This window comes from Dyadobacter pollutisoli, from assembly GCF_026625565.1.
GTDB lineage: Bacteria > Bacteroidota > Bacteroidia > Cytophagales > Spirosomataceae > Dyadobacter > Dyadobacter pollutisoli.
The window spans coordinates 4,353,297-4,367,720 of record NZ_CP112998.1 but is presented as its reverse complement, the minus strand read 5'-3'; the positions used below and the strand labels follow the sequence as shown (position 1 = coordinate 4,367,720).

Annotated in this window: 9 protein-coding genes; 4 read left to right on the top strand and 5 right to left on the bottom strand. The window is 45.5% G+C overall.

The genetic code is table 11. The features are described from left to right. Positions 1 to 30 precede the first annotated feature (30 nt). Together ON006_RS17860 and ON006_RS17855 are read right to left on the bottom strand one after the other, a co-directional pair. Entirely contained in the window at positions 31 to 987 is a 957-nt protein-coding gene (locus ON006_RS17860; protein WP_244820735.1) for an isopenicillin N synthase family dioxygenase, read from the bottom strand. A 70-nt stretch (positions 988 to 1,057) separates the two neighbouring features. Then, entirely contained in the window at positions 1,058 to 1,912 is an 855-nt protein-coding gene (locus tag ON006_RS17855) for a sugar phosphate isomerase/epimerase family protein (protein ID WP_244820734.1), read from the bottom strand. A 680-nt stretch (positions 1,913 to 2,592) separates the two neighbouring features. On the opposite strand from ON006_RS17855, the gene ON006_RS17850 reads away from it, so the two are divergent. Continuing rightward, positions 2,593 to 5,760 (top strand): SusC/RagA family TonB-linked outer membrane protein, encoded by a 3,168-nt coding sequence (locus tag ON006_RS17850; protein WP_244820733.1) that lies wholly within the window; start codon positions 2,593 to 2,595, stop codon positions 5,758 to 5,760. 34 nt (positions 5,761 to 5,794) lie between these two features. Continuing rightward, a complete protein-coding gene (locus ON006_RS17845; protein WP_244820732.1) occupies positions 5,795 to 7,435 on the top strand; it encodes a RagB/SusD family nutrient uptake outer membrane protein in 1,641 nt (546 codons plus the stop codon). 67 nt (positions 7,436 to 7,502) lie between these two features. Here the strand turns inward: ON006_RS17845 and ON006_RS17840 are convergent, their stop codons facing one another. Together ON006_RS17840 and ON006_RS17835 are read right to left on the bottom strand one after the other, a co-directional pair. Further along, positions 7,503 to 8,879 (bottom strand): M16 family metallopeptidase, encoded by a 1,377-nt coding sequence (locus ON006_RS17840; RefSeq protein ID WP_244820731.1) that lies wholly within the window; start codon positions 8,877 to 8,879, stop codon positions 7,503 to 7,505. A gap of 42 nt (positions 8,880 to 8,921) precedes the next feature. Then, a complete protein-coding gene (locus ON006_RS17835) occupies positions 8,922 to 10,241 on the bottom strand; it encodes a M16 family metallopeptidase (protein WP_244820730.1) in 1,320 nt (439 codons plus the stop codon). A gap of 98 nt (positions 10,242 to 10,339) precedes the next feature. Between ON006_RS17835 and ON006_RS17830 the strand changes: the two genes are divergently transcribed. Continuing rightward, positions 10,340 to 11,137: an endonuclease/exonuclease/phosphatase family protein gene (locus ON006_RS17830; protein WP_244820729.1), complete on the top strand. Its 798-nt coding sequence runs from the start codon at positions 10,340 to 10,342 to the stop codon at positions 11,135 to 11,137. Here the strand turns inward: ON006_RS17830 and ON006_RS17825 are convergent. Continuing rightward, a complete protein-coding gene (locus tag ON006_RS17825; protein WP_244820728.1) occupies positions 11,124 to 12,863 on the bottom strand; it encodes a VRR-NUC domain-containing protein in 1,740 nt (579 codons plus the stop codon). The genes ON006_RS17830 and ON006_RS17825 overlap by 14 nt on opposite strands. A 282-nt stretch (positions 12,864 to 13,145) precedes the next feature. Here ON006_RS17825 and ON006_RS17820 point away from each other — a divergent pair, with 282 nt between their 5' ends. After that, positions 13,146 to 14,336 (top strand): phosphoglycerate kinase, encoded by a 1,191-nt coding sequence (locus ON006_RS17820; protein ID WP_244820727.1) that lies wholly within the window; start codon positions 13,146 to 13,148, stop codon positions 14,334 to 14,336. The last annotated feature ends 88 nt before the right edge of the window (positions 14,337 to 14,424 follow it).

Genomic DNA, 14,424 nt, shown 5'->3' with positions numbered 1-14,424 from the left:
GGGTGGATGGGCCAAGTGGGTTCTGCCGTTTTATTTCTTTAATCCTAACTCTCTCAAACGCTCATCCAGAAACTCGCCGGCAGTCATATTGGTATAAAGTTTCGGATTTTCCGCAGATACGCAACTGTCCAGGCTGGTCAGGTCCATGTCTGCGCGCGGATGCATGAAGAATGGGATCGAATATCGGGAGGTACCCATCTTTTCCCGCGGTGGATTGACGACGCGGTGAATCGTGGATTTGAGTTTGTGGTTGGTAAGCCGGTCAAGCATATCTCCTACATTGACGACGATCTGGTCCGGTAATGCCGTAATGGCGATCCATTCACCGTCGCGTCTCAGTACTTCCAGTCCTTCCGCACTGGCACCCATAAGCAGGGTAATGAGGTTGATATCACCGTGTGCCGCCGCGCGAACCGCTCCTTCCGGTACCAGCTCGGGATTGGGGATCGGGAAGTAATGCAATGCTCTGAGCAAACTGTCGCCGTTTTTTACTTTATCTTCAAAATAGTCTTCAGGAAGGTTCAGATAGATGGCGATAGCTCGAAGCAATGTTTTTCCGGTGCTTTCAAATGTGTTATAAACTTCGAGTGTATATTTTTTGAAATCAGGCAGCTCATCGGGAAATACATTGGATGGCATACTGCCAATGGGCTCGGGCTGACCAACGTGGTAAAACTCTTTCAGGTCAGCTACTTTGAATCCCTTGGCCGTTTCCTTGCCTTTACCAATGTAGCCGCGTTGGCCAAACAGGTTTGGAAATTCGTATTTCTTTTTGATTTCATCGGGAAGTGAGAAAAACTGCTGTACGTAGTGGTACAGATCATTTCTGAGGGCATCACTAAGCCCGTGATTTTTGATAGCGACAAAACCTATATTTGTAAATGCCGACCCAAGATCAGCGACGAATTGCTCTTTCTGCTCCGGATTTCCTGATGTGAAATCGGCCAAATCCAGCGAAGGGACTTGATTTAACAATGCTGGTTCCATAAAATCCTTTTTTCTGCAAAGTATAAAACTATCCTGAGACTTGCCAAGGGACTTGCCAAGTCTCTCTGTTTTACTCCTTCACACTCTTAACAAAAGCAATCGTCTGAGGGATTTGTTTCAGATACGAAGGACTTTCATCTTCGATGAAATAGTGAACGATCCCTACTTTTTTTGCGGCTTTCAAAACAGCGGGAATGTCAATGGAGCCGGTTCCCAATGCAACGTCGTTGGTCGTTGGCGTACCGCCCGACAAGTTTCCTTCTACACCTTTACGCAGGTCTTTCAAGTGCATCAGTTTCCAGCGTGTCGGATACTTTAATAGCAGTTTCGCAGGGTCTTGTCCCGGGAAAGCTGTCCAGAGTACGTCCATTTCGAAGCTTACATATTCAGGCTTTGTATTTTTGACCAGATAGTCGAACAATGTACCGTCCTCGTAAGGCTCGAATTCATAACCATGGTTGTGGTAGGTGAAGGTGATCCCTGCCTCTTTCAATTCTTTGCCAACTTTATTGAAGTCAGCCACGGCCTGTTTTGCAGTAGCAAGATCAAATGCACCTTTATGGGGGATCCAGGGGACCATTACAAAAGTCGCTCCCAAAATTTTGCAGTTTTTGATCGTCTCTGCTGTGCTTTCACTGATCATCTTGTAATCGGCACCGATCGATACCATTTTAATGCCGCGCTTATCGAGTTGCTTGCGCAGCTCTTCGGTAGTCATCCCTTTGATCGGCCCGCCTTCCATTTCTGTCACGCCTAAGGATTTAATCGTGTCCAGAGTCGCCTCAATGCCCTTGTCCCAGCTGCCCCGGAATGTGTAAGCTTGCAGGCCTATGGGTTTGGTATAAACAGGTTTCCCCTGTCCAAAGCTTTCGAAAGACATTAAAACGCCAAGTGCAAAATACACTATCTTCGTTACTTTCTTCATTGTAAACGATTGTTAGAAATTTGGATAAAAGTTTTCAGCAAAAGTAGGCAATACTGTGAAACCTACTGCTTCGAAAGAAGTTTGACGTATATGACAAATCGTTCATTTTTCCCTAAAACTCATTGCTATTCTCCGGCGTTTATTCATACCGTTTATATTTTTTTGCCAAATTATGGCTTGCATACATGAAAATGCACTTCTTTAAATTTGATATTATATTAAAATAACAATATTTCTATAGGCTGCATTAATATCACCCTTTTCTCGGGTATAGTTAATTTTGGTGGTTTAATTGTATGATTACAAGGGCATAGCATTTTTATAAATCAATAATTCTTGGAAAATCCGAAAAGCGATCGTTTTTGGCTAATCATTTTTAAATGGAGTTGTAGAATATTATCAAGAATCTTTGCCAAGCGAATTAATAATATTTTTTAAAAACAAAAAGCGGGCACATATCGTCGGCAAAATGAAGATTTGCTGGTAGCGTTACCGAAATATATTTGGCAGAATAACATTTTTATAAAACCTTGTTTATGCAAATATTATTTCTTTTTATAAAATGATTGTAGATTATTATGTAACCATATTTCCGTTTGTACAGTAGTTTGTATCGAAATTTCAAATGAATATATTTGCTTAGAGGCTGACCTCGATACCAACCTAACTATTACTTACTAATGAAGAAAATTCTACTGCTGGGCGCCCTGCTGGTGTGCTCCTGCTCGTCATTGCTATGGGCACAGGAAAAATTCGTAACAGGTACAGTCACCGCCGCGGACGATGCGTCCGCCATCCCAGGGGTGAACATCGTGGTAGCCGGAACCAACAACGGTGTGATTACAGACATGGATGGGAAGTACAAAATTGGTGTGCCCGACAAGGGAAAGTTAATTTTTAGCTTTGTAGGCATGATCTCTCAGGAACTCGCTTTTGAGAATTTGAGCGTTATTGATGTGAAGCTCGTTTCCGACGCGAGGATTTTGAGCGAGGTGGTCGTAACAGGTAGCGGGGTGGCTACTACCAAAGCCAAGCTGGGGATTTCTGTGGAAACGATTTCTGGTAAAAATCTGCCACAGACGCCTTCCGCCTCGGTCGATCAGGCACTGGTTGGTAAAATTCCGGGAGCGCAGATTACGAGCGGCAACGGAACGCCCGGTGCGTCGGTCAATATCTTGCTAAGGGGCATCAACTCTGTGAACCGCGGAACGTCCCCAATGATCCTGATCGATGGTATCCAGATGGTTTCGACGGACCTTAGCTCGATCGATCTTAATACTATTGAAAGGATCGAGGTTGTACAGGGGGCTGCCTCCGCTTCTATTTACGGCGCCCAGGGTGCAAATGGGGTAATCCAGCTTTTTACCAAAAGAGGTAAAAACGGCGTGCTGAATATCGATTTTTCATCTTCGATTACGAACAACACCTATTTGAACGTAGGTGGAATGGCAAAGTCCCAGTTTCACGGCTACAATACCGACGCAAACAATAATATCATTGGCTCCTCAGGTGCTCCGATTACCATTGATCCGCTGACCGGCTTGTACTCCGAAAATGTCATCTGGAACAGTACGGACCCATTGAATAAAACCGATAAGCCTTATAACGCCAATCTTGCTTATCATGATCATTTCAAAGAATTTTTCGTTCCGGCAAACACCTACAATAACAGTGTTTCCATGTCAGGCGGCAGCGAAAAATTTGATTTCAGCGCTTCTGCGTCCAATAACCATCAGAAGTCAAACTTCCTGAACAATGGATATAATGACAGGAGCAACCTCACGACGAACCTGGGTGTTCAGCTGGCCAAGGGATTAAGACTGCGGAGCACTACGCAGCTCGTTTACACCAAAAACACGGTAAATGGAAACAACATATTTTCTATTTTTAACAGCCGGGCTTTTGTTGATTACGACTTCAGGCTGCCTGATGGAAGCCCTATCAACAGATTAGGGGATGCGGCAGGTGTGAACGGTAGTAATCCGATTTACGCTCAGCATTATTCCAGCAGTGACGATAAGCGGGTTGATATCATTCAAAATTTCAATCTTAATTACAAAGTCAATAAGTATCTCGAATTGGATGCGAAGTACGGGCTGAACTACCGCAGGGAAGATTTTATCTTCACCGCACAGAATCAGTCGGACAACGCTAACTCCGTCGCGGCTTCGACCTGGGTTGGTTCCGCGATCAGCCCAGATAATACCGGTGGTATTGACAAATATACCTATGCCAAAACATTCCAGAACTTTCTGGGTACCGCGTTCTTTTACACCAATTTCCAGGACGACTTCCATTGGAATGTTCCTATTACAACATCTACACAGGTTTCTTTTGACTATCGTAACCAAAAGCAGACGCTTTACGCGGCCTCTGCGGCCGGATTGCCCTCTTACACGCCGTTTACTAGCACCCAGGGGACTTCTTTCAAGGTTATTGAGGACTACGCTGAGCCGTTTATCACATATGGATACCTTGTTAACCAAAAAATTGAATATGGCGAACTTTTTGGTCTGGCTGGGGGATTCCGGAGCGATTATTCGTCGGCATTTGGCGGTGGTTCCAAGCCGTTCACTTTTCCAAGAGGCGATGTTTATTTGAGGATGTCCTCATTTGATTTCTGGAAGGGTGGTAACCTTGCCGGCCTTGTGCCTGAATTCAAACTTCGCGCAGCTTACGGCGAAGCGGGTATTCAGCCCAATCCTTTCGATCGTTACGTTACGTTGAGAACGAAGGTTTTAGGATCCAGTAATGCCTTCTATTTTGACCCGAATCAAAATAACCCTGACCTGAGCGTAGAGGTTTCCAAAGAACTTGAAATAGGGACAGATCTGACAGTCAATCTGATGCCTGGCGGGAACTGGCTGAATGATGTCCGTTTGTCGGCAACTTACTGGAAGCGCACGACTGACAATGCGATCTGGAACATTGATGTGGCCCCAACTTCCGGTTCCGGAACCTTGAAGACCAATGCTTTTTCATTAGGCTCGCACGGCTTGCAGGCTTCGTTGAACGCAGCGATGTACCATGGGAAGAATTTTACCTGGAACCTGACGACGAACTTTACAAAACAAACTTCGAAGATAAATTCTGTGGTAGGCGACCAGGAGATCGTCATTATTTCCAGTGCGGGAAGTACCAATTACGTGCTGCGCAAGGATGAAAAAATCGGGCAGCTTTATGGCCACAAAATGATCCATAGCCTGGATGCAGTGAAACCAGACGGAACACCATTTTTGACCGAAGCTGAAAAAGGGAACTACACGCTGGCCAGCAATGGATATGTGGTGGATAAGGCTACCAAATTTCCTTATGTAACACCTGACAAATACAGCTTTGGTGATCCAAATCCAAAGTTTAACATGTCGTTCATCAATGATTTGACCTTCAAGAACTTCCTGACTTTCGGGTTTCAATTGGATTGGATCCAGGGAAGCCACCTTTACAACCAAACCAAAGAATGGATGTATCGCGACGGTATTCATGCAGATTACTCGAAACCATTCACTATTGACGGTGAAACCGGCGCGTGGACGTCGTTTTACAGAGGGGTCTATGCGGCTGTTACGAGAAATGGGACCAAAGATTATTTCTACGAAGACGCTTCTTTCCTGCGTCTGAGAAATATTTCCCTGGGTGTCGATTTTGCCAAAGTGACCAAGATCAAAGGATTTAGAAAATTGCAGCTGGTATTGTCGGGACGTAACCTGTTTACCTTGACCAAATACACCGGTATGGATCCTGAAATCGTATCCGGAGCGAACAACTCTGCATGGGATCGCGGAACTGACCATAGCAGTATGCCGAACTACAGATCATATCAGGTCTCTCTCAATTTCGGCTTCTAAAAACCATTCATTGTATTCTTTAAAAGATTAAAATATGAAAAAGATAAAAATATTGTCAATGTTGGTCCTACTGGGATTTGCCTTTTCCTGCAAGGATCAGTTGGACGTTAAGAACCCGAATCAGCCTACAACCGGAAGCGCTAATTCTGAATCCGGCCTCATCAACCTCGCTCAGGGCGCTATCTATGTCAATGGTTTTCTAACCGTAAAGTATGGCGGTTTTTATGGCGGGTTTTTCGGAGATCCTGTTGGTTATCATGAAATCATGGGCGACAATATCGGTGCGGAAGCGGCTAACCAGCGGCTGAACGAAATAGGGGTGGCCAATTACGTGGTCCTCGATAATGGTACCAAAGTGATGAACCCCAATTCTCCGACGCTTCAATTGGATATGCTCCGGCAGGTCAACATCAATGCGAACGCAAGCGACAACCCGCTATACTACGAGTGGGCGTATATGTACAGCCTCAACAGCGGGGCCAATAACGTTCTGGCATTGGTGGACGCTACCACATTTACGGGCGACGCGGAAAGTAAGAAAAACGCATTGAAGGCATGGGCATACTGGTGGAAAGGTTATGCTTACTCCCGGATCGGGTCTGTTTACTATGCTGGTATCATTAATGACGAAGCAGTTGGAACAAACGGGGTTTTTGTAAGCAAGGAGGCAATCATTGCGGAGTCTAATGCCAATTTTGACAAGGCAGCGGCAGCACTGAGCGCTGTGAGCAACGTTTCTGATTATTCAGCGATCATCGGAAAGATCATTCCCGCATTCTTTCAGGTTGGCAAAGGAGGGATACTTACGCCAGACATGTGGAAGAGGAATATCAACTCCATGAAAGCACGTAACATCCTGGTAAACACGCCTGTAAAAGACATGACTGCGGCGCAATGGGCATCTATTATAGCACTTGCGAAGGATGGTGTTTCAGCCACTGATTATGTATTCACAGCCAGGTCCAACGAAACCAGTGATTTTATTTCAGCTACGGGAAGCACGCCTTCGGCACTTACTGCGGGTACTACCAAAACCAGTAATTTCAAAGTAAGCGAACGCCTCATACAGGATTTCAAAGCTGGCGATAAGAGGTTGGAGAATAATTTTGCGATTGAGGCTAATCCATGGATTGGTAACAATGACCGTGGAAATATATTCAATACCCGCTATGGCTTGATCGACGGTGGCAAAGGGCTGGCCGGGGTAGTTGTGTTAGGAAGTAAAAAGGTGGGAGAATATGAATTTTACATGGCCACTACCTACGAAGAAAATCAGCTTACTTTGGCGGAAGCCCTGATCAACACAGGGGACATCGAGGGTGGCCTTAAAATTATTGATGCTATACGTACACTTCAAGGCGCTGGGCTGGCTGCTGTGGCCGGTAAAGGTCTTGCTCTTGCAGCTGCCAAGGAAGAATTGAGAAGTGAGAGAAGGGTGGTTTTACCATTCAGGGGCCTTGCCTTTTACGACGCCCGGCGCTGGGGAATAATTGACGATGTGGCAAGCGGCGGAGGCAGAAAAGGTGCGATAGTGGTTGACAAGGCTGGTTTGGTGAACAAGAACGCGACTATTAATTACAACTTCCTGGATTACTGGGATGTACCTGCCAATGAGCTTGCTTACAACAAGGCGGGGGAGGGCAGTGTGGCTGTTCAGAACCCGAAAGGATTATAGTAATGTAAAACTACGCATGGGTAATTGAAAACCGGGCGGGATCTGTTCCTGCCCGGTTTTTTTGGTCTTAAAAGCCGTCCGCCTTGATTTGTTTTTCGGTCATCTCGCCATACTTTTTCACTTGCTCCCGGATCTCCTCGGCTTTCCCGATCAGGACAAATTGCAGTTTGTCTTTTGGGAAATAAGTTGCAATGATTTCCTTGGCCTGAGCGGTGGTTAAGCCATCCACTTTGGCCTGGAATGTATTGATGAAATTTTCATCGAAATTATATACGTGCATGTCGGTAAGCAGTCGGGCAAGTGCCCCGGCAGACTCGTACGCAGGCGGGAAGCTACCTTTCACGTAAGCTTTGGCGGATAACAGGATTTCCTCATTAATGCCTGTCCTGTGCAGGCTGTCCAGTACTTGCAAAGCCATATCAATGGCTGGTACCGTCGTCGAGTTTTTGGTAAATGTGCTGATCGCGAACGTTCCGGCGAATTTGTACCGGGCAAAACTGCTTCTTGCACCATAAGTAAGCCCTGAATTGACGCGTAACGCATCGTTCAGCCACGACGTGAAACGGCCGCCAAGAATGGTGTTGATCACCAAAACAGGAACATAATCGGCAGAGTTGTAATCGATTCCCTTGCCGCCGATCACAAACGTAGTTTCTCTTGCATCGGCTTTATCAACCAGTAATACCCGGCTTTTGTTAAAATCGAGATTGGGGGCAACCCGTTTTACCATTCGGTAGGGAGCTGTTTTCCAGGTGCCAAAAAGTGCAGTCACTTTTTTCCTCATATCGGCGGCTTTGAAGTCGCCTACAATTGAGATCGCACCGCGTCCCGACGTGTAATTACTTTCATAAAAAGCCTTTGCGTCGGCGGCAGTAAGTTTTTCAATGGTCGAGGGAATTCCGTCGCCGGGAGTAGCATATGGAAAATCTTTGAACATGAATGCATTCAAATAGTTGTTGATCACCGCGCGCGGACTTTCTTTTTGTCTCACAAGATCCTGAACAGTGCGTTGTTTGTGTTTGTCAAATTCCGTTTGGTCAAACACCGGGTGCATGAGTACCTGCTGGATAATGTCGAGGAGTTTTTCCTGATCTTTTACCGCGAATGAGGACGTAATGCCAGCAGCATCTTTGCCAGCGTAAGTATTAATGCTCGCGCCCACGAAATCGGTCATTTCTTCGATCTGCGGCTTGGTGTATTTTTCAGTACCAAAAAGCAGCGCGTCGGCCGTGATACCGGCAAGTCCATACCGGTCACCATCATTGATTGAACCTGCGTCAAAAACAGCCGAAACATTAATCAGCGGAACTTCGTGCTGCTCCATGAGGTAAACGGTCAGACCGTTTTTGAGTTTGAATTTCTCATAAGCAGGTACCTTAAAATTGTTTTGCGCCGAAGCTGAAAGCGTTATCAGCCCCAGAAGCACAAATAGTATCTTTTTCATATATCAAAAGTTATGAATGAATGTCGGTTGTGAAGGTTGAGGCTATTTCGATTTCTCCGGCAATAGATAACCCACGGTACGGTTGCGATCGGTGAAGTACTTGGCTGCAACCCGCTTGATGTCTTCCACGGTCACTTTTTGATACAGTTCCGGTGCCTCGAACATCTTTTTATAATCCCCAAAAAACACATCATAACTACCTAGACTATTGGCTTTGCCGTTTATGGTTTCGAGCGTGCGGTAAAATTCCATCAGCTTCTGATTTTTCACTTTTTGGAGTTCCTCGTCCTTTACTCCGTCTTTGATAACCATATCAATCTGATTATCAATCGCTTTTTCCAGGTCCGGGGCGGTAATATTGTTTCCGGCAATGGCGTAGATCACAAAAAGGCTTGGGTCAAAACTCTGATCCGTGAAGCTGGATACATTGGTCGCCAGCGTTGAATCCATGACAAGTGATTTGGTCAATCGGGAAGAGTTGCCGGAGGTAAGCAGGCTGCTGAACAGGTCCAGCGCGTAGTAATCCTCGTGTTTGGTTTCCGGGACGTGATAGGCCATCAGGATATTCGGCGTGGCAATGTCCTTGTATGTGGTAACCCTTCTTTCGCCGTTTTGAGGTGGCTCCACAGTCCTGATCTTGGGAGGTAGCCCCCGCGCCGGAATGGGTGCCATATACTGATCGGCCAGTTTTTTAACCTGCTCCAAAGTCACATCGCCAACCACTACCACCGTAGCGTTATTGGGAGAATAGTAGGTTTTGAAATAGTTTTCCAGGTCTTGCTGCGTCCAGCTTTTAATGTCAGATTCAAACCCGATCACCGGAAACATGTAGGGGTGCTCCTGAAATGCCACGGACTGCACGAGTTCGCCAATGAGCCGGTAGTTGCTGTTTTCCAGACCAGTGCTGCGCTCGGAAAGCACCACGCCACGCTCACTTTCCACCATTTTTGGGTCAATGGACAGGCTGGCAATACGGTCAGATTCAAGTTTAAAAATCGGTTCCAATGCATCTTTTTGAAACCAGTCGGTGTAAACCGTTACATTCTCAGTAGTATACGCATTGTTGGAGCCGCCATTGGCTTCCATAAAACGGTCAAATTCTTTGGGGCCAAAGTTTTTGGAACCATTGAACATCATATGCTCGAAGAAGTGGGAGAGGCCTGTAATGCCGTGCACCTCATTTCTGGAACCAACTTTCCAAAACAGGTACATGTTCGCATTGGGAATGGATTTGTCTTCAAGCACCAGGAATTTCATCCCGTTGGCCAATGTGAAGGATTTCACATCGTCGGGCTTGGTTTGAGCAAAAGACATCCCGAAACCGGCCAGAAAGGCGACGGTTAGCAGTATTTTCTTTATCATTTGATTATGCTTAGTTAATTGATGTGTAATGATAGCAAACGGATTTAAATCTATCCACTATTTTTGGCTCTTCATTATCCTAAATCCTTTTATTCTTTATGAAAAATACCCTTTTGAGTGTGCTTGCCCTGATTTCTTTCTCTGTTTTTGCAAACACGGGAACTGACCAGCCAGTTAAGAAATTCCGCTTCAAGGTGATGACGTACAACATTCACCATTGTAACCCGCCGTCTGCCGGAGATAAAATTGATGTTGAAGCAATTGCCAAGGTTGTTAATGCTGAAAAACCTGATTTTGTGGCGTTGCAGGAAGTGGACGTGAACACTGAACGTTCCGGAAAAGGTAAAAACCAGGCGCAGCAACTGGCGGCGCTGACAGGAATGAAATTTTATTTTTCCAAAGCCATTGATCACCAGGGCGGAGACTACGGTGTGGCCGTTTTGAGCAAGTATGCTATTATTGACTCGGCCAGAGCTTCACTGCCCATTCATGCTGACAAACCGGAGGAAAACCGTACGATTGCAGCAATAACAGTAACATTGCCTTCGAAGCAAAAAATTATTTTTGCCAGTACGCATTTGGGGTTAAAAGAGCCAAACCGCCTGCTGCAAGCTGAAAAGATCATGGAAAGTTTCGGGAAAAACGAGCTGCCTATGATCCTTGCAGGGGATTTCAATGCAGTTCCTGAAAGTCCCGTGATCGCTTATTTTGATAAATATTTCACGAGAACCTGCTCGGACTGCAAGCCTACGATCCCGGTTGAAGCCCCCAACAAGACCATTGATTTTATCATGGCCAAAAAGGGTAGCAAACTAAAAGGCGGTGAAACCAGGGTAATTGACGAAAAATACGCCTCTGATCATTTGCCGGTAGTGGCTGAATTTACATTGGAGTAGCGGGTTCCTTGATCCAGTTGACCCGCACAATCCTGCTATGGACGTCACGCTCCGCAAAAAAGTGCTGCCAATGCAATTGCCGTGAGGACAAATGGTCGGTAGGTGACTTGATCTCTATGAATGCATATTCCGAGTCATTCCAAACCAGTAAGTCGGGAAAACCACGGGTGTTTTCCCGCAGGTTTAAAGCAATTTCCAGCATGATCGCATGGATTTTTTCAGGGATGAGCAGGGACGTCAGGGTCAGTACTTTTTCCAGCGCGCCGTCGTACCAGGGTACCAGTACATTGGTAATGCCATATTTTTCGGCATATGTCCTGCTAACCAGCTCATCTATAATTTCCCTGGAATGAGCTGCCTCCAATCTTTCTTTGAGCTGTGCTGATCTTTTGTAATAAAAATCAGGCAGGAAAAAGTCAGACGGAACGCGCTGCAACGGGTTATGAATGGTTTTGACATTGGTATCATATATAATGTCCCAAAACAGCAGCCCGAACAATGCGCGCCAGGGCTCATTTTCACTAAAAAAAGCCTGGTAACCTTGTGCCCGGTAGTAATGTATCGCCCCAAGTTCGACCTGGTACCGGTACATCACAGGTACTTCAATGGCCTCCGCGGCTTTCAGCGCCTGCGTCGTACGTTTGATAACCCGGGTCTTTTTGTTTTTTATTTTTTCATAAAAATCAAGACTGAAATAACGCTCGTCGGCATTCTGCGGATTTTCGGAAATCTCTTCACAAAGCGCAATTGCTTCATCGATTTCACCTAGATTGTAAAGCAGTCGTACTCGCCTTTCACGTGCAGGAGCATCGTTGGTGAGCTGGTAAATGCTGAGGGCTTGCGACAACATTTTTTTGCGTTCGAGCCACGCGCTCACCCGCAGAATGAATGAATTAAATGAGGGCTGGGCTTTTTGGCTCAATCCATTGGCGTCGGCAGCATGCCAGTTCATGAACCAGTCGAAGATTTCTTCGGGAGGCAGCTCGTGTTTCATCACGTCAAAAGTCTCTTTCATCAGCGAGACCATTAACGTATCGTCCATGTCCTTCCGGGTTTCAAACTGAATGGACAAATGCTGTTCATCAAACGACTGGAAACGAACATGGCCAAGGTCCCGGATCACAAACTCGGTCATATCGGCATTCCTGTTCCCAAAAAACAGGAATTTCATCACCATTACCTCCACTTCGTATGTTACTTTGACGACCGGCTCGGTTTGCGAAATAATCTCGCACAGCGTTTTGAAATCGTACTCATACATCAACCAGCGCACGAGATCGGGCTTCTTGATGCTTTTGGAAGGCATGATCTCGGGTTCGAGCATTTTAGTAAATATCAAATGCTCGGGCTTTGTGAACAGCTCCATGATTTCCGCAAAACGGCTCTCGTGGGCATCACAAAGCGACTCAATGAATTCCTTTTCGAGCAGCTCATTCAGGACTGCCGGGAGGTCGGCTATTTCGGAATAGGAGAGGCTATTGACTCTGAAAAACGACTTACTTCTGTTACTGAACCGGATAAAAAGACATTGCGCATCTTCGGAAAGTGCGTCGTAACCGTCCAGAAATGCAAGTTCCTTCTCATTCAGCACATGGGCATACCGCTTCCTGACAAATTCCAGTACATAGCCGAAATAATCATGGTAATATTTGGGTGGAAGATCTGTCGGGAACTCCGGCGGGAGCTCAAAATTCTGCACGAATGGATTCGGAAGTACGTCGCTCAAAACGGGATGAAGTGAATTGGTTTTAATGATAAAGTTACCAAATAAATCATTTTGGAGGATGAAAAGTTGCCAACTTTCAGCAAAGAAAATAGGGCAGTCAGGCGGTGGCGGTGACTGGCGGGTACATGATATTAAAATTTGGTTAAACTGATATTTTTTAGAAAAATTGAAGGCAAAAATTGCATTATACCTATTATGAAAGCGGCCTTTTCTCAATCATATAGTATTTAATAAAGAAATTGGTTTACATTTGTTTCCTATGGAAAACAATTTTACCTGCCCATGACAACATTAGATTCTTACGATTTTTCAGGCAAAAAAGCCTTGGTCCGCGTTGACTTTAATGTCCCGCTTAATGACAAATTTGAGATCACGGACGATACACGTATCCGTGCGACAATTCCCACAATCAGCAAGATTCTTAACGACGGAGGTTCCGTTATTTTAATGTCACATTTGGGACGCCCGAAAGACGGACCAACTGAAAAATATTCTTTGAAACACCTTGTTAACCCATTGTCGTTGATATTGGGCAAAACAGTGAAATTCGCAGACGATTGCATTGGCGACAGCGCAACGGAAATGGCGGGTGCATTGAAACCAGGTGAAGTTTTGTTGCTTGAAAATCTTCGTTTTTATAAAGAAGAAGAAAAAGGTAACGAAGAGTTCGCCGAAAAACTTTCCAAACTCGGCGACGTTTGGGTAATGGACGCATTTGGAACTGCTCACCGCGCACACGCTTCTACGGCTGTGATCGGCAAGTTTTTTGCGGATAAAGTTTGCGGATATGTGATGCAGGCTGAGCTTGATAATGCAGAAAGACTTCTGGAACATTCAGAAAGACCATTTACTGCAATCATGGGCGGAGCGAAAATCTCCGATAAAATTTTGATCATCGAACGCCTCATCGATAAGGTAGATAACCTGATTATCGGTGGCGGTATGTCATATACATTCTCGAAGGCGCAAGGCGGAAGCATTGGCGGATCACTTCTGGAAGCCGACAAGCAGGAACTGACTTTGGAACTGGTGAAAAAAGCCAAGGAAAAAGGAGTTAACCTGATCCTCCCGGTTGACACCGTTATCGCTGACAAATTCAGCAATGACGCTGAGCTGAAAGTGGTAAAAGCAGGGGAGATACCTGACGGATGGCAAGGGCTGGACATTGGTCCTGAAACTATTGCAATCTTTGCTGACATCGTTAAAAATTCAAAAACAGTGCTTTGGAATGGTCCAATGGGCGTATTTGAATTCCCTAACCTTGCAAAAGGAACCAATGCAATCGCCAAAGCCGTGGTAGCGGTGACGGAAGAAAACGACGCATTCTCATTGATCGGCGGCGGCGATTCAGCTTCTGCTATTAATAATGCAGGTTACGGCGACCGCGTAAGCTACGTTTCGACAGGCGGTGGTGCATTGTTGGAATACATGGAAGGAAAAGTACTTCCGGGTGTTGCAGCTTTGGAAGCTTAGGAGTTACATTCAGGTTTTGTTTAAAATAAGAAATCCATCCCGCATAGCGCGAGATGGATTTTCTGCATAACAAACCTAACTAATTTAT